Below are 18,228 nucleotides of genomic sequence, written 5' to 3'. Positions count from 1 at the left end.
GCTGTTACCTTCTTTCCACCGCATCTACAGGACAGACCGTCATACAGTTGCCACAATGCAGGCAGTGCTCCTTTTCAATAACAAACGGCATTTCGTCCTGAATGATACAATTCTGCGGACAAACCGATGTGCAGCTTCCGCAACCGATGCATGTGTCAGTAATGAAATATCCCTCTGCCTTTTTCTCCACTCCGCCGAAGGTAAACGATGCACGCTCTATCGGTTTCTTCGAAAGATCAAACCACTCACCGCTGCCTTCATAAATCTGGAACACCGTCAGAGCCTGCATAGACTCCACTGTGGGATATATCTTGCGCATATACAGATTTTTCTCGAACAGTTCCGGAATCTTATCATATCCAAGCTCCCGAACCTTTCCGCGGATAGACACAGCCACACTGCTCATGGTATCCTCACCCTTCATTGCGGTCAGGGCAAGAAACTCTTTTTTCTTCAACCTGTCATAGAAGCCTTTGCCCTTTGCTGTGAGGAAATACAAACTATCTCCATCACTGTCCATCATATCGATTGCTGCCGTCACCGGAAGGCCTTCGTCATCAACGGTGGCTACAATCGTTCGATGTATTTCATTTACTATATAGATAGTCTTTTGCTGTCATTCTAACGTCTCCTTAGAAAAGGACTCCGAAGCTATCTGCCCCGGAGTCCCATTTTGTCAGGCTTCTTTTGCGAGAATATCCTGCAATCCCGTCTTTAAATCCGCTATCGTGTATTTTCTCATTTCATCCTCCATAGCGGTTTGGATGTCTTTCAATTTGTCATCCAAAAGGGCGTGGATATTTTTACCTACAGGACACTGTGGATTCGGATTCTCATGGAAATGAAACAGTCCTTCATCATTTACACAGTCAACCGCCTTATAAACATCGTAAAAAGTGATTTCATCCAGTCTTTTAACAAGCGTTATACCGCTTTTACCCTGACTGATGTCGATAATCCCCGCTTCCTTGAGATTGCCCATAACATTCCGGACAATGACAGGATTAGCGCCTACGCTGCCCGCCAGAAATTTGCTCGTCACCTTTTCGTTGTCTTTGAAATAATCGATAGCGGTAATGATATGTACAGCTATCGTAAATCTGCTTGTAATCTGCATTGCCTCTTCTCCACTCCGTTCCGGTTCGCACTGAACATGCGTCCACTGGACGCATAGTGCCCTCCTGCTTGTAATATAACGCTTTACAAGAAGCCTGTCAATGCAGATATTACAAGCTGTCGTAAATTATTCTCTCACTACACTGATACGCTGCTGGATGTGGTCACCCTTTTCGATCTCATCTACCATAGCGATGGCATAATCCGCATAGCTGATAATGCTCTCGCCCTTGCTGTTCAGTGTAAGCTCCTCGCCAGCAAGGATATACTTTCCGCTGCGCTCACCGTCTGCCTGGAAGTCTCCAGCAGGGCTGATGAATGTCCATTTCACGTCATTTCTCTCACGCAGCTTGGCAAGCTCCTCGCCCTGTGCCTTTGCAAGCGGGAGGAACATGGCCGGGAAGTCTGCACCATCACTGACAACAGCCGTATGCTCCGGATTTACGAAGAGGCTGCCTGCACCACCAACGATCAGAAGACGGGTGTCCGTTCCTGCAAGGATGTCGCATAGATGCTGGGAAGTCTTCACATGACCGTCCAACTTATCCTCTTCCCATGCGCCAAAGCCGTCCACCACTGCATCAAAGCCAGCCAGATCTTCCTTCGTAAGATCCATGATGTCCTTCTGCACATAATCGGAAGCCGCCGTCTTGTTCTCTGCTCCGCGACCGAATGCCTTAACCTCGAAACCTCTGTCCAATGCTTCCTTGACAACCTTCTGAGCCACGCGTCCGTTTGCTGCTACTACTGCAATCTTCATGATGAAATCCTCCCTGTGAATTCTGGTTATTATCTTGTAATCTTTTTGATTACAATCAGATTATATGGAACAGCAGCGCACTTGTCAATTGTTTCGTTACATGTTTTTTTCAAAAAAATTTCCGGACGCTTTTTGTGCATCCGGAATTTATATTTTATTCTGACATCTATCTCACAGCCACAACTCCCCGACATCTAACTCGGCAACTCAACTATGTGACATCTATCGTGGCAACTCAACTCTCACACTTTTTGACCCGATTTACTCTTGGATAAGTTACCGAGAAGCTTTTGGTCTGCCCGATGCCAAATATGCCCAACTGCCCGAAAGCCGCAGTATACTTAAGCTTTCGCGGCTATTTTCCATCGTCCCTTGACATCAATACTACCGTCTCCACATGCGGGGTCTGCGGGAACATGTCGACGTGTTTTTTCTACTTATAACATGGCGGGCAGGAGGGAGGCCATCGTCTCGACCTGCCCTCCTCTGCTCAATCGGTTTATGATCAAGGTCTAGGCCCAGTATGCCGTTAACTTGGTCGCTTATCTTGGTCAGTCAGCGATCAAGTTGCTTTCTCCTGTACCTCTGAATACTCAGCGACAAGGACGGTTTCCCCCCAGCAGATGCAGACTTTAGCTGAAATCTATTCAAAGGGGATCACCATGAACGCTGACAAAATATATGCGGAAACAATCGCAAAGGAATATGTGCCGAAGCTGTTTTATAAAACAGTTGCTCTGAAAAAGCTGGACAGAAAAGCCAAAAAGCGGGCTACTGTCTTTGCCTGTACATTCGGAGTGACCATGGTACTTATGCTTGATGCCAGAATATGCCTATCTATGCAAGCAATAGGGGGAATCATCTCCCCATGTTGATTGCAGGAATCGTGATAAAGCTCATAGGACTTGTGGGCATCAGTGTAAATTATCCGCTTTGTAAAAAATGCTTGAAAGCGATAAGCAGAAGTACGTCTTTGACATTGTACAGCTTGCAAATCAGATTATTGAAGCCACCGAGGAATAACGATTTTCACTTCATCAGTTCATCCGACAGCCGCATGATCTTGGGTGCCAGCTTCGCCCGCTTGCACTTGACCATGTGGGTATAAAGCGGATAGGCAGAAATCACGCCAATAAGACCGATAATGCCGACAACAATTCCAGGAATAAAATAGGCTTCCCAACCGGTAATCATCGTGCAGCACATTCCGATACCCAGGATCAGAGAGCTGAGGATTCCGACAATCAGCGATACGATGGTAGCTCCCTTTGTCGCACTGGCATCGAGCCTACGAAGCCGCTCCATTGAGATTTCCTTTTCCATTGGAGGGGCATACTTATCCCGGATATTTTTAATTTCCTCCTGCTCCTTTGCGGAGTAGGTATAGGTGAAGGTTTCTTTCTTATCTTCCATGATCCATTACTCCTTTCACGATCGCTCGAATATTGTATCAAGCAACTGTTTGCAAAGCATTCAAGTTATGTTTGAGAATTATTAAAATTAAGTTTTTTCAGATTTTTATTTGCCCGCCAGATCATATGACCTGCCATCCCAATGACAATGGTACAGACGCCGCCTCCCGTCGCGGCGGTCATAGCCTTGCGGAACATGGGATCATCATTTCCCCCGAACTGTGCCAGCATAGCGGTTTCCAGTGACAGGATACACCATCGCTGCCACAAGGTTGATCGCCTTCGCCGCCGAAAGGATCGGGCTGTTGTGCCGGCGGGTTTTCACCACATTTATGATTGCCAGAATGACGGCGTAAAAGGCGTAAAGAGCCATGGCGTATATAAGCAGTCCCGGATAATCAAAGCCTTGATTCTGATGCACCATGAAGATCACAATACCGGCAAGAGCCTGATTCATAAAAAGAAGCATAACTCCGCACAGCCGGTAACGGCGCAGCTCCGCTCCCTCATCCTGCACATTCAGCTGCCGTACCAGCAGAAAGCGCATCAAGCAAGGGGGTCGTGTAATTTAGTTTATTGGACCGTCTGATGTTGTTAAACCAATATATGTAATCTTTAAGTTCTTGTTGGACTTCCTCCAAAGAATGCAGTCTAACTCGATTTAGTCTCTCGCGTTTCATTAAGTTGAATATAGTTTCACCCGGTGCGTTATCGTGACAGTCTCCCTTTCTGGACATGCTTTGAACTAGTTCCATCTCTTCCAAGCGGGCTTGGTAGGTTGGACTTTGATACTGAGAACCTTGATCAGAATGGATAACTGGGTGGGAGTAAGCCGGTAGTTTGGTTTCCAATTCATCCAGCATACTCAATACTAAATCCATGTCGGGGGAGTAGCTGGCAGTACATGCAAGGATCTCCAAAGAAGCCTCGTCCACTACAGGAGAGATATAAACTTTCTTACCGTTAGTTAGTACATATTCCGTAATGTCGGTATGGAGAACGTGATATGGCCTTTCTTCATCGAAGTGCTGCTGAAGAAGTTTATCAGCTACTTTGCCTACAGTACCCCTGTAGGATCTGTATTTCGCAGTTCTCTTGTGGTACAGCTCGGTCTTCAACCCGATGCTTGGCATCAGCTTACGTACTGTTTCCATCGCCAATTTAACACCCTTGTCGCGCAGTGCAGCCCACATTGGACGATAGCCATACATGCCTTGGCCTTCGTTGTAGTAAATGTCTTTGATAAGCTCTTTTACTTCGACATACTTATCCTTCTTAGCGATTCTTTTAAGGTTGTCGTAATAAGTCTTACGATTGAGATTAAGAGCTTTAAACAGCTGTTCTAACTGAAATTCTGGGTGGTCTGCCCGAATATCACAAGCTATCTGTGTCTTTTTGTCGATTGGATAGCGTGGATACCGGACGGCCACTTTTTTTGCGATGATGAGCTCCAATTCTAATTCTTTGATTCTGGCATCTTTTTCCTGAAGTTTGGCCTCATATTTTTGCTTATCAGTTAGAGTTCCTATTTGCTTATTACGCTTGGCTTTCTTGGTCTTCTTAGGCATTTTAGCTGGTCTACCTTTCTTGACAGGAAGGAGCGCCTTTTGACCGCCTTGCTGGAACTTCTTAGTCCATGAATATACTTGTGACGGACTAATATTGAATTTAGCAGCTACCAGATTACGTCCTTCATCGGATTTTAGAATAGTAGCTTACCACATCCAGCTTAAAGCTAACAGAATATTCTCTTTTGGTTCGCTTAACTTTTAAGCTTTCCAAACCATTGAGTTCGGCAGTATTCACCCACATACGAATTATAGATGGAGTTATATTATACTTTTGCTTAATCCATTGTATGAGCCTCTGCCATTAAGATAATCAGAAGCAACTTGTACTTTTAGTTCAGATGAATATTTGGTCATAAAAATACCCCACAATCGTTAGGCTTCATTTCACACTACTTCTTTAGGCCTTAACATAATCTCTTTTACCTCCAAATTCCGATTTTCCGCTCTCTTGTCCAAGAACAATTTGCAAGCAATTTTTGCTGGCCACGATTTTATGGTATCGGCCGTCCCCTTGTTCGTGACATCGAGAAATTCAAACGCCTGGTAAATGGCTATATTATTTTCTTCAACAATATTCGTATCTCTGTTAAAAGCAGACGGTCTGAGTCCTGTTGAATATCGCAATCAACAGTTGGCCGCTTAATTTTAAAAGTTTGTCCGGATTTTAGCTTGCACTTCGTCTTAAATCAGAGCAAAAAAGACCCGCCTTAAGCGAGCCTTTTCATTTCTTACTCAATAATATTTAGCCGCGATCATGCTTTTTCTTAAAGTGTCCTGCTAGACCAAGCATGCTTAGCAATGACGTCAATAACCCCATGATGCTCCATGACGCGTCTTTAACATTGTCATTACCAGTCTGCGGCAACTGTTTCATCGTCGTCTTGGTAGTTGGTGATTCAGCTGAAGTCTGCATTGACTGCGAATCACGAACGATGCCTGGCTGAACGCTTTCACTCGGAGCAGTCGGTTGACTTGGTTCAACCGGCTGACTTGGTTCCGTTGGCTGTTCTGGTTCAACCGGCACGGCATTCTTAGCATAGATCACCGTCTTGACTTGATCAGTCGGTGTCATCTCAAATGCAACTGTCGTCTGATCAGGCGTGTAGCCGTCAATTACTGGCGAGCTGACTGTGGAGTATTCAGTCGGATCACTCGTCCAGTCCGTGGCGGCAATAATCCGCCCCGTCACCTTGTCAACCGTGATCACCCGCGTCCAGCGCGCGGTTTGAACATTGTCAGGAGCCATCGTATTGCCGTCATCATCTTGATAATGCACGATAGCTTGAACTGTTTGATCATACTCGTCCTTGGCTGGCCAAGCTGGACCGGTTGGATCGGCAGGATTGATTGGTGTTGCTGGCAAAATCGGGTTGTCAGGATCCGGATTGTTAGGATCGATTACCTGCGTGCCATGCTTGAGCGTAACGGTGAACGTCTGCAAAGCATTGCCATCCCGATCAAAGACTGCCTTTCCTGCGTCTTGAGCCTGAGTAAACTCGTCACTGACCAAAACGTAGCCTTTATTGATCAGCTGCTTGATCTGATCAGCCGTGCTGTAGTCAATCTTGGCATCGGTTACGCCATCAACCTTATCGCTTTGAATCGTCTGACCAGTATCTTGATCAACGTAATTGATTCTTGCTTGTTGCGGATCAGCGGCGTAGTTGACATAGATCACGACATCGTCTTTTTGAACGGCCGCGATCTCATTTGCGCCAATCTCAGTCTGACCATTGACTGGCGTATAGCCCTTAATTGTCGGTGAAGCAACGGCAACCGTCTTTTGTGATGCCACGGTTTCCCAAAGCGGCCAGTACACCTTGCCCGTCACGTCATCTTGGTAGCCAACCCGTTTAAAAGTCAGTACCTGCACGTTATCGTTGGCGGCCGGCTGCTGGCTGTCTTGGTAGACATAGTGGATGATCTGAGAAACCTTGCGAATGCCGCTGGCCGGATCAGTGTCCGGATCAACACTGCTGTAATGGTGACGCAGATAGATCGTAAACAGCTGGTAATTTTGATCATCATTGTCAAACCGCAGCTGTTGTCCTTGGGCTTGCGCGGCGGCTAATGCCTGGGCAAAGCCATCACTGACCAAAACGTACTTGCCGGTTGGGTTGGTCTGCTCATCGTAGACCAGTTTGCTGAGCTGATCTTTAGTGTCGTAATTAATCTGCTCATTGGTCTTGCCCTTTGCTTCATCGTAGGCAACCAATGAGCCGCCATTATCGATGTCGACATATTTGATGATTGCCGTCTGATCATTTGGACTATAGGTTACGATGTCTAACAGATCGATTGGCGCGTCATACTTGTCGTTGTCCATAGTCAGCGAACTGTGCGACAGAACCGTCACGTCTGGCGTGTAGCCTTTGATCGTCGGTGAGGTAACATCGTCAAACTTACCTTGCCGTTCGTCAGTCATCCAGGCACCATTCCAGTCAATCGCGCCGGTAACCATGTCCAGGTCGCCAGTCTGCTTAAACGTCATGTCCTTTCCAGAGTATGGATCAGCCGCCTGCGTGCCATCCGCGTATTTATAGAGCACCGTCTGCTTGATGGTCTTTTCACGGTTGGCCGCCTGTTTTAGAATATGATGCTTCAAATGAACGACAAACGTCTGATCAACCTGGTCATCCAAGTCAAAAACAATGCCATCTTTTGTGCCGTCACTGACTAGATCGTATTGGCCGGTCGGGTTGGTCTGTTTATCATAGAGAAGCTGTCCCAAAGTCTTAGCCGAGTCATAGCTGCTCTTGGCCCCAGACTGACCGGTTGTCTGATCAATCGTGACGACTTTTTCATCAAGATCATCATCGACGTAATTGATGTTAGCCAGTTGGTTGTCGATAATGTAGTAGACCGTATCGGCAACCGTGAAGACCCCGTCACTGGCCTTGTCAAACGTATCAGCATCAATAACGACCGTCTTAGGACTAAGCGTGTTGACGTTCAGATGATAGCCTGGAATCAATTCGGCAATGGCGTCATAGTCTGCTCCGTGCGTCAGGATCAGTTCGCCAAATTGGGCCTGCTTCTTGTATGTGGCATCATAAACGATCGTATGCGTGACCAGATCCTCATCACCGGTTTGTTCAAAGGTCAAATCGGCAGCTGGGTCATGATAGTCAGATGCCGCCATTTGCCCCTGCTTTGGTCCATCCCGAAAGACGTAGTGCACGACCCGCTGAACCTTAACTGACCGGTTAACTGCTGCATGACGATGCTTGAGGTAGACGACAAAGCTTTGCGAAACGTTATCGTCATCATCAAACCGGATTGGCTGGCCGCCCGTCTCATCTTTGACTAAATCATAACCCTTGGCTGCCCAAGCTTTAATCACATTGACCGTCGAATAGTCGCTTAATTGATTGCTAAAGCCAGTCAGATTCTTTTCGCCAATGATGGTCCCAGTATCCTGATCGAAGTATTCAATGTAGGCTGACTGCGGGTTGGCAGTGTAGACAACCTGCTTGTAGACGTCTAGATCCTGGTTGTAGTTGTCATTATTTACCGTAATGGCAATCTCATCAACCTGACCAGGAACCGCCTTATAACCTTTAATCGTTGGTGAAGGTACGGCAGCAAATTTCTGAGTTGGCGTCCACGTGCCGTTCCAGTCAACGATATCGTTAACCAGATCCTTGACCCCATCCTGTTTGAAGTTCAGTTCTTTAGTTACCCGCTGATCTTTAAGCACAACGCCATCTTTTACATAATCAATGGTTTCGGTAACGGTCTTAGTGCGCGAGTCCTTTTCGGTTTCATGACCAAAGTAGACATAGTAGACCTGATCTTCATCATTATGATCAAAGACGATCTCTTGGCCGTTCGTTTCATCGGTAAGCAATTGGTAATGCAACTGTTCAAGGCCTTTGATCATGTCGGTCGTTGTATAGCCGCTGTTCATGTCCGACAAGCCGCTCAGTTCCTTAAAAAGCAGCTGGTGGCCAGTTGGCGTCGTGCCATCGATAAAGTAGATCTTGGCTTTTTGCGGCTGGGCCGTGTAGGTTACGGTCTCATTAATGACCACCGTTTTTTGGGCAAAATCACTATCAGCCGGGCTGATCGCAGAAACTGGCACGACTGCCTTGTCATAGACATAGCCCGCGATCTTTTGCGAAGGCACTTCTTTAAAGCTTTGCGCGTCAAGCTTGTCCCAGGTAACCTGCTTGTTGACGAGATCCTGAGTCCCATTCTGTGTAAACTCAAGGGTCTGCGTCTCGGGATCAAAGACGTTTTGGCCCGCCTTGCCGCCATTGCCATAGATATAGGTAATAACCCGCTGGTAGGTGACATTGCGCGAAGTCGATTTCTTGCCGTGCTTGAAGTGAACCTCAAAGCTTTGGTCGGCAGCATCATTAGCATCAAAGATCACGTTTTGACCATTAGTGCCATCACTGAACTTAACGTAGCCAATCTGTTCGTAGCTGGCGATTGCCGAACTGGTATTGTAGCCGCTGTCTTCGTTGGAGTAGCCGTTCAGAGTCACGGTTGACATTTGCTGATTGCTTGCGTCTTTAGCATCGTCATCAATAAAGGTGATCGTCGCCGTCTGCGATTTAGGCGTGTAGAGAATCGTATGCTCCAGCGTATTATCCTGCTGCCAGTTGTCGTTGGTGACCGTCAATGACTCGCTAGCGATCTGGTCAGGTTTAGGATTGGTATAGCCATTGATCGGCAGTGCCTGAACCGCTTCAAAATCAGCCTGCGTCCATGCATCCCAAGCTGTTGTGTCGTCAACCAGATCGTGCTTCCCAGTTTGGCTGACCTGCTTGGTGACAGTCGTATCCTCTGCCAGTTTGCGTCCATCAGTCGACTGGTAGTGAATAATCTGCTTGACGTTTGCGGTTCGAGAAACATCTTCAGTCTTGTGACCAAGGTAGACATAGTAGACCTTCAACTGGCCATCAGCTGGGAAGACGATGCCATTTTGCGTCTCATCTTTATCAAGCGTGTAGTTTTGGTAGTTCGTCAGCTTCTTTGCAATGAAATCCTGGGCACTATAGGTTTGATGATCGCCGGTCTTGCCTTCCAAAGACTCGCTGGCGATCGCATTGTTCGTCTTGGTGTCAACGTAGACGATCGCGACGTTTTGTGAGTCGGCATAGTAGGTAACCGTCCGATAGATATTCAAGTCCGTGTCATAGTTGTCATTAGTAATGGTAATTGTACGCTCCGGTTCGCCAGCATAGTCATAGTGATAGCCAGTAATCGTTGGCGAGTCAACCTTAGCCAGCGTCTGAGCAGCTGTCCATTTGCCATTCCAGTTCGTTGTCTTGGTGACCTTGTCTAACTGACCATTCTGCGTAAACGTCAGCTCTTTGTGATATAGATCATGTGCCTGACTGTAGTTTTCGTATTGATACTTGATTTCTTCAACGACCGTCTTAGTCCGTTGCGTATCTTCATAGCCATGCTTGAGATGAACGACATAGATCTGATCGTTGGGGTTATCTGAAGAATTGAATTCCAGATCTTTTCCGCCAGTATCATCAGAAACCAGCTCATAACCTTGGCCAAGATAGCTATTGATCGTTTCAGTCGTACTGTAGTTGGCGCTGGTATTTGAATAGCCGTTTAAGACCTCGTTTGCCAGCTGCTTGCCCGTGGTATCGTCAATATACGAGACTGAAATGTACTGCCGATTTGGCGAATAGGTGATCGTTCCTTCAAACTGGCCAGCGACAAAGTTTTGGTTGGTAACGGTAATCTTACGCTTGGCAATCGTCTGGATGTCTGGCGTGTAGCCATCAACATGACCAGCCGTTACTTCGTCAAAATACTGGGTCTCAGAGTAGTCGCTGTTCCAATCAATCTGGTCGGTTACCAGATCCTTGACCCCATTTTGCGTAAACGTCAGCGTGCTGGTCTGATCCCAAGGCTGCTGATGGTTATCGCTGAACTTAAAGTGAATGATCTGCTTAACTTCAACTGAACGCGTTACTGCTGCTGTCTTGTGCTTTAAGACGATTTTAAAGATCTGATCTTGGCCGGCATCATCATTAAAGACGATCCCGTTTTCCGTTTCATCAGAAGCAACCTCGTAGTTGGCATACTTGGCCAGGATCTGGTTGCGAATGCTCGTGTAGTCCAGTTTTTGATTGGAAAGCCCGGTTTGCGTGTCAGTCTCCAGCACTTTATCGTTATCTGAGCCATCGATATATTTGATCAGCGCGGTTTGTTTGAGCGGCGTATAGTTGACCGTAAACGAGTAGGTCTTGCCCTTTTGATCAAACGTTGAGGCATCGATCGTCACGCTTTGAGCCGGAACCTCATCGACAGAAACGGAATAGCCCATCAGATTTGGCGTGGTAACTGCCTTAAATGATTTGGTCTGTTTCCAGTCTTGATTCCAGGTCGTTGTATTAGTGACGTTATCAGTTACGCCATCCTGTTCAAAGACAAGCTCTCTGGTCAGCGGGTTGGCTTGCTTCAGCAGACTCTGATCAACCAGCGTGCCGTCCTGATAATTGGCATCACCCTTGTAGACATACTTGATTTCTTCGGTGACTTTCATCGTCCGACTGGTACTTGTCGTCTGATGCTTCAGATGAACCTCCAGAACCTGGTTGTTGCTGATGTCGTCTTCATCCAGGACTGGCTGGTTTCCGTGGGTGGCATCCGATACCAAGACGTAATGCTGCCCTAGATACTTATTGATCGTCGCTGCGGTCGTGTAGTCCAGCGTCTGACCTGATTGACCGGTTCCCGTCCAGTGTTCAAGGACTTGATGCGTTGTGTCGTCAATATAGTTGACAACCAGGATCTGACTCTTGCCGACATAGATAATGTCATGGTGAACGTTTAGCGACTGGCCATGGTTGGCATCAGTAACCGTAATTGCAACGGCATCGACTTGAGCCACGTCAGGCGTGTAGCCGGCAAGCGTTGGCGAAACAACGGTCTTAAAAGTCTGCGTTGGGGTCCAGTCACCGTTCCAGGTCGTCTGATCGGTGTACAGGTCATGCACCCCAGATTCATTGAAGGTCAGCGTATCCTTATAGACTGGCAGCTGGTCTTTGACGTCGACATATTTAGTCGTGCCATCCAGCTGCTTGATGGCCTTGTGGTGTTCGATCGTTTCAGTAACGGTCTTGGTTCGCTTGACGGCTTCGGTTTCATGAACGAAATGAACGACATAGGTCTGATCATTTTTATCGTCCTTGTCAAAGATGATGTTTTGACCATTCGTGCTGTCACTGACCAATTTGAGGTGCTGCTTGACGTATTCAGCAATCGCGGCCTTCGTGTTTCGGCCACTGTCAGCCCCGGAATTACCGGAGAATTCCTTAACGGCCAGATCTTGATTGGTCGTATCGTCATGATAGATAACCTTGACCGCCTGTTTATTTGGCACGTAGGTTACCGTCACGGTCGAGTCTTTGTCCGTTGCCTTGATCGTCGCGCCAGCCACCGTCAGTTTATCAGCTGTATAGCCATTGATCTTTGGCGAGTCTTTTTGCTCAACGTTTTGGGCAGCGACCTTGCTCCAATCTTCCCAAGTCGTAGCACCAGTTACACGGTCACGATCACCGGTTCGCGTAAACGTAACCTTTTGCTCAACCGATGGCGCGGCTTGGCCATCGCCTTGGTAGTAGTATTCGATCGTGCGCTTGACCGTTTTTTGACCGTTGGCTGGATCCGTCTTGCCATCAACGGTTTCATGATGATGCTTTAAGACGACCTGATAGACCTGATCGATATTGGCATTGCTGTCATAAGTGGCGCCAGCTGGAAAGCCGTCGTTGACCAGATCGTACTTGCCATTTGGATTCGTCTTGGCATCATAGACCAGCTGCTTAAGCTGATCAGCCGTTGAGAAGTTGATCGGCTGACCATCATAGTCCGTCAGCGTGCCACTGGTTGAGATGACTTGATTGCCGCTGTCTTGATCAATGAAGTCAACCCGCGCATTCTGCTTGGCCCGATAGACAACCGTAATGTCTTGATCCAAAGAAGTTATGTATTTGGTTGGGTTAAAGGTATAATCCGTAACCGCTACGCCATTGATGAACGGTACGAAGCCGGCAATTGTCGGTAACGTGACATCAGCCGCGCTGGTTGCGTCATCAGGATCGTTGGCATACTGCGTCTTGGTCTTTTTGGCAGCATCAAACGCCGCGTCAGTTGAATCAATCACCAGATTACCCAGTTTTTTGTAGACATACTGCACGTTGCGCGTCTGCGGGATATAGATGTTGTAGATCGTTATATTACCGCCACTGCCAGATTCGACGGTAACTGACGATCCTGCTCCGCTTGGCGTCAACGTGTAGGAACCACGCAGACGATTGTTATAGTAGTAGTCTGCGCGCATCGTTCCATCAGCGCCGGTCTGAGTGAAGTCGACCTTATCGCCACTGTGCCAGTCTTTGGTATATGTATCGCCAATCTTGCCAAATTCAGACATGTAGCCGCTGCTGTTGCTTGGTACGGTTTCATAGTAGCCATTGACGACCTTGCCGCCAGTCGTGGTGTAGACTTGACCGCTTAATCCTTGCTGAACGTGGCTTTGAGCGATCTGATTGCCGCTGTCGTCAACATAGGACGTGGTCTGCGTAACCAGCTTAGGAATCATAAAACTAAGAATCGTGTAGTAGGTACTGTCAGAAACTGCGCCCCCTTGGTTGACGTTAAAACGCGGGCTCCAGTTGTAGTATGTACTAGAATCATAGGGATTACGAATGACGCCTGAATAATGGTCATTATAGATGCGACCCAGATATACTCCTGACCATGAATCCTTACTTGTTTCAACGTAATATTCATAGTCATCTTCATTAATCGTATATTCATTAAGAACTTTTTTATTGGTAGAATCAAGAATCGTTACGTACAAGATCCCGCTGCCGGAACGATCCGTTGACAAGACAATGTTGTATTCCCCGGTCTTGCCAGTCCGATTATTGCGGCTGGTGGCCCAAAAGAAGGTGTAGCGGTTGGTATCAGGATCAACGTACATTGAGCTTGGATATTCAGGATCCTTAACCGAAAAAGTTGCTGCCGTATCGTTAAGACCATTAGCGACCAGACGATTGGCAATTGCATCCGTGCTGACGGCTGCCGTTGACGCGACCTGTTTTAGATCAAGCGTAATCGTTTTGCCAGTGCCCGCTTGACTGTTGGCTGCTGATTGACGGGCCACCGACACCTGACTTGCCGATTTGGTACTGGATGAAGCTGCTTGACTAGATGTCACGGTCTGACTAGCTGTCGATGACGTTTGGCCGGACTTTGCCGCAGTCGCTGAAGCCGCCGTCTGACTTGCCGTCGCTGCAGCAGCACGTTCTGCTGATATCGCGGCTGACTGGCTAGCAACGGTTGCCGCCATACTGGATGTCGATACCGATTGTGCCTGGGCAGCCGTCGAATTCGTCAGTGAATCTACGGTTGCAGCAGCAGAACTGCCAGTTGCCGTGTCCTGTGTTGCGCCGGCTGACAAAGTAACGGCACTGCTGCTTGACGTTGCCGCACTATTTTGCAGATTAACAGCCGGCTCAGCAGTACTGGCCGCGGCCGCACGATTCGTCATCATCGTCATGGGCACAATCGTAAAAGTAAACGTCACGATCGCGGCAAAGGCCCACTGTTTGCCATCTTTGTACATTTTGTAATGTATTTTTTCATCATGCATATTGACTTCCCCCATTCACTTTTGGATTGCAAAAACACTCTCTGCTATCCTTAAGCCTATTCAATTGCAATCCGACTATTTTTAAGAAAAAGTATATAAACAATCTCCTTCTTACTCTAAAGATAGCGCAGATAAACAGAGGATTAAACTTTAAATTTTTGCTTTTTCTCAGCCATTACGTCTTTTATTAAGCGCTTACAAATAACTGTTTATAAAAAAATAAATATCATTTTATAAACAGATGATTTTTTTTCATTATTCATAATGCCAGCCCTTTTTGAAAAGTCTTATTAACCGTAATTGCTTCAATACAGTTAAATAGCAGAATTGCATCATCGAGGATATAATGGACGTTTTTAATATTACCGTCTAATTTTTAAAACTGTTAAGTGACTTGTTATAAAGATGCTGATGTTCTAAGCTAATTAACTAGATCACCATTGCACCATCCCTACAGAAAGCTAATTATCAGCGCTGTGGAGCGGTCGCAAAACTGACTTTGGGCAGAAAATTAAAATTCAATGGTAGCGGAAACTAAAATTACCTACTATGCGTCGCTTTTTTCTCAATAGTAGGTAAGTGCATACTGGATTTTTAAAAATTTACCTACTTGAGGCAGTTTTTTAGCGATTTTTGCCATCTGGCTGCTACTGAGCATCTGCGTCTGCCAACCAAAACATTAAAAAGACCCAGCCAGTCCGCTGGGTCGCATCAGATAATTAACTTTTTTCATGGCGAAGCATCATAAAGAGTCCTGCTGGCAAAATTACGAACCCAACTGCCATACCGATGATTGCAAACCAATTGGGCACGATGCCTTGAGCAGTACTGATACCAAACTCACCGACCCAGTCAAACTTGAACAGCAAAAAGATCGTAAAGGCAACCGACAGTACCGGCAGCAATACATCCGTCAGCCTGTTCCGTTCTGCCGTAAGCACCGGTTCAACATTGGCTCCCCGATAAAAACGAATCACGCCCAATGGAATCACGATAAACTCAAAGAACCGCACCATGGCACTCAGTACGATAATTGCCGTCATGTTGTACTGAAAAGCCATTGGGATAAAGATTGCCAAAGCCAGCGTAATTATAAACGGATAAACCGGAAAGTCATGCCTGGTTCGCTTGGCCAGCCATTGCGGTGCCTGATGCTCTTTGGCCATGGCCTCTAAAACCCGCGGCGTGTGAAACGAAGCGGCGACATTGATCCCGAACATTGAAATCAGCGCGCCCAGCTCAATCAAGACGCGCAGCCAGCGAGCTTGAAAAATCGCGGTAATGGCTACGACCTGCTTGGTTTTGACAATTGCAGCCGGATTGATTGCCATCGCTACTAAGATCGTGCCGATATAAACCAGCGCAATGACCATAATTGCCAATGGAATGGCCCGGGGCAGGTTCTTTTGCGGATCCTTCATGTCTTCTGAACCGCTTGCCACGCTCTCAAAACCAGTAAAGGCATAAAAGGCGGCAATAACTGCCATCACCAAGCCAGAAGTCGTGAGCTTGGGAATCAAAGGCTGTCCATTGGCGGCTTTAAGCGCGTCCAGATCGTGAAAATGACTGACGCCGGTTTTTAAAAAGACAATGATCCCCGCAACGATGATCAAGCCCAGCGCCAACAGTTTGCCGATGGTTGCCAGGTTGCTGACCCAGGTTAAGAAGCGCTGCCCAAAGAAATTGATCAGTAAAATAATCGCCATTAAGACAACAAAGCCCCAGGTAATGTTTTTAAAGCTGGTTGAGTCAGCACCAAAAATGGAAAGCGTACTCTTGATCACGCCAACCCCCATCACGCCCCAGGCAACGCTGGCCGAAAAGAACCGCACGACGCCCATGTAAAAGCCCATGTTCTCGCCATAGGCTGCCTTAGCATAGGAATAAGCCGCACCGCTTTTGGTAACGTACTTGGCTGCCGCGGCAAACGTCAAGGCCAGCATTGCCGCAAAGACCGCCGCGATCAGATAGACCAGTGGCGCCTTGGTTCCCACCATGGCCACGACCGAACCTGGCGTCAAAAAGATTCCGGAACCGATAATTGAATTGATTGCCAATAAGACAATTGACCAAAAGCCCAGTTTGTCAGTCTTATTCTGCATGTTCATCCCTGCCTTTCCCGTTGGCGCATTTGATCAGATAGTCAAACAGCCGGTTCATTTCTGCTTGGTGAGCGCGCAGCATTTCAGGATGCCACTGGACACCAAGCACCGTTCCCGTTTCGTTTTCAATTCCCTCATAGACGCCATCCTGCGCTAATGCATTAACCTTTAGTCCCTTGCCAACTTTTTTAATCAGCTGATGATGGTAGGAATTAACCCGCAGGCGAGGCACTTGGTCAAAAATCGCCGCCAAATGCGTATCATTAACCAGCTTGACTTGATGCGTCGCCTGCCACCATGGCGTATCGCCCTGCCAATGCTTGAGCGTCGGCACCGGATAGTACTTAAGATCCTGATAGAGCGAGCCGCCGTGAAAGACGTTGATCAGCTGAACGCCCCGGCAGATGCCCAGCACCGGGATGCCGCGCTTTTCGGCCAGCTTTAACAGCCGCATGTCAAACTGATCGCGCGCCTGCCAGACCGTGCCTTGTTCAGGCTGCGGCTCTTCGCCATAACTTTCCGAATCAATATCTTGACCACCCGAAAGAATCAAGGCATCAACCAGTTCCAGCTGAGACTCGGTTACGTCGGCATCCTCATTGAACGGAATAATCATCGGAACACCGCCATTTTTGATGACCGCCTCGCTATAGTCCTTATTGACGTAGCTGCGGCGATAGCCAACGAAAGGACCAACATTTTTGGTCAGTTCGCTGCCTGAAATGCCAACGATCGGCTTTTTCATAAACTTATCTCCTTTACAAAATAAAAAAGGGACTACCAGCTCACCGCCAGTAATCCCTTGACTCGATCAGCAACCTGTCCCGGCTGCATCATTTGGTCATGCAATCTGATGGCAGAGCAAAAAACACGCGGCAATGCATGCAGCATGGACAGCACATTTTTTGCATCATCATTTGAATAGCCATCAGTTTACCTCATTGTTTTTTAATAATTTAAGAATATCCTAACCAGCAGCGTTTGTCAATTCAAACCAGGTTAGTCCTTATCATGATGATCATCTTGTTCTTTCGGCATTCCCTGATGATCGCTCAAGTCAATTACCATGGAACGCGTTTTTTTCGACTGATTGCTATCTTGCGGCGGCTGCCAGTTGAAATGCCGAATCACCAGTGAAAGCGGCGGAATCAGCAGCATGTACAACAGGGCCGTCAGCAGCGTCGCAGGCAGGGCCAGCCGCATAAAAGGCATGATGCCCGTTCCATGAGCAAATGCATCCCCCGCAATGCCGCAAAGCACCTCGGCCGTAATCCATTGTGAGATGCCGGCTGCCACGCCGACTCCAATCGCCTGCCGATGCGTTACCTTAACGTCGCGTGGCAGCTGCCAGCCAATCAAGGCACTGACCATCACCATGTCAACGGCCATATCCAGAACCGTCATCCAATCGGCCTTGCCAAGCAAGAGCAGAATCACCGTTCCCATCGTCGTAATGCCGGCACCCCAGCGCAGATTCAAGCCAACCATTGCACTCAACCCAATGACTCCGGCCAGCTCAATGGCAACCTGTCCGCTTGGCAGCGGCGTTGACAGACGCAGCAGACCAACGATCACCATTAAAGCCGTTAGTCCCAGTGCCCAGAGACAGTCTTTTGTTCGCTGCTGCATA

At 47.5% G+C, this 18,228-nt stretch carries 11 protein-coding genes; 1 reads left to right on the top strand and 10 read right to left on the bottom strand.

The window, feature by feature from the left end; genetic code table 11:
• Positions 1-4: 4 nt before the first annotated feature.
• The 3 genes from ACLUWI_RS03480 to ACLUWI_RS03470 form a co-directional block, all read right to left on the bottom strand.
• Positions 5-541 carry a 4Fe-4S binding protein gene (locus ACLUWI_RS03480; protein ID WP_272209189.1) on the bottom strand — a complete coding sequence of 179 codons (537 nt, stop codon included), beginning with the start codon at positions 539-541 and terminating at the stop codon, positions 5-7.
• Positions 542-676: 135 nt separating this feature from the next.
• Complete coding sequence (locus ACLUWI_RS03475; RefSeq protein ID WP_272209188.1) at positions 677-1,117, bottom strand: Rrf2 family transcriptional regulator; 441 nt, start codon at positions 1,115-1,117, stop codon at positions 677-679.
• A gap of 126 nt (positions 1,118-1,243) precedes the next feature.
• Positions 1,244-1,876 (bottom strand): NAD(P)-dependent oxidoreductase, encoded by a 633-nt coding sequence (locus ACLUWI_RS03470; RefSeq protein ID WP_125119682.1) that lies wholly within the window; start codon positions 1,874-1,876, stop codon positions 1,244-1,246.
• Positions 1,877-2,538: 662 nt separating this feature from the next.
• On the opposite strand from ACLUWI_RS03470, the gene ACLUWI_RS03465 reads away from it, so the two are divergent.
• Positions 2,539-2,751, top strand: coding sequence for a hypothetical protein (locus tag ACLUWI_RS03465; protein WP_272209187.1), 213 nt, complete (start codon positions 2,539-2,541; stop codon positions 2,749-2,751).
• Positions 2,752-2,905: 154 nt separating this feature from the next.
• Here the strand turns inward: ACLUWI_RS03465 and ACLUWI_RS03460 are convergent, their stop codons facing one another.
• The 7 genes from ACLUWI_RS03460 to ACLUWI_RS03430 form a co-directional block, all read right to left on the bottom strand.
• Positions 2,906-3,289 carry a hypothetical protein gene (locus ACLUWI_RS03460; protein WP_272209186.1) on the bottom strand — a complete coding sequence of 128 codons (384 nt, stop codon included), beginning with the start codon at positions 3,287-3,289 and terminating at the stop codon, positions 2,906-2,908.
• Between the two features lie 204 nt (positions 3,290-3,493).
• A complete protein-coding gene (locus tag ACLUWI_RS03455) occupies positions 3,494-3,838 on the bottom strand; it encodes a hypothetical protein (RefSeq protein ID WP_272209185.1) in 345 nt (114 codons plus the stop codon).
• Entirely contained in the window at positions 3,795-4,997 is a 1,203-nt protein-coding gene (locus ACLUWI_RS03450; RefSeq protein WP_272209255.1) for an IS3 family transposase, read from the bottom strand. The genes ACLUWI_RS03455 and ACLUWI_RS03450 overlap by 44 nt, the downstream gene beginning before the upstream one ends.
• Positions 4,998-5,601: 604 nt before the next feature.
• Positions 5,602-14,496 carry a mucin-binding protein gene (locus ACLUWI_RS03445; RefSeq protein WP_412146159.1) on the bottom strand — a complete coding sequence of 2,965 codons (8,895 nt, stop codon included), beginning with the start codon at positions 14,494-14,496 and terminating at the stop codon, positions 5,602-5,604.
• Positions 14,497-15,215: 719 nt separating this feature from the next.
• On the bottom strand, positions 15,216-16,598 hold the full coding sequence (locus ACLUWI_RS03440) for an APC family permease (RefSeq protein ID WP_412146158.1): 1,383 nt from the start codon (positions 16,596-16,598) through the stop codon (positions 15,216-15,218).
• Entirely contained in the window at positions 16,588-17,343 is a 756-nt protein-coding gene (locus ACLUWI_RS03435) for a gamma-glutamyl-gamma-aminobutyrate hydrolase family protein (protein WP_033935342.1), read from the bottom strand. Before ACLUWI_RS03435 ends, ACLUWI_RS03440 begins: the two co-directional genes overlap by 11 nt.
• A 254-nt stretch (positions 17,344-17,597) precedes the next feature.
• A complete protein-coding gene (locus ACLUWI_RS03430; RefSeq protein ID WP_033935341.1) occupies positions 17,598-18,227 on the bottom strand; it encodes a hypothetical protein in 630 nt (209 codons plus the stop codon).
• Position 18,228: the final 1 nt, after the last annotated feature.

This window comes from Limosilactobacillus mucosae (assembly GCF_046939755.1).
Classification (GTDB): Bacteria; Bacillota; Bacilli; order Lactobacillales; family Lactobacillaceae; genus Limosilactobacillus; species Limosilactobacillus mucosae_A.
Note: the sequence above shows the minus strand (reverse complement) of the source record. Positions and strands in the feature narration are given on the sequence as shown.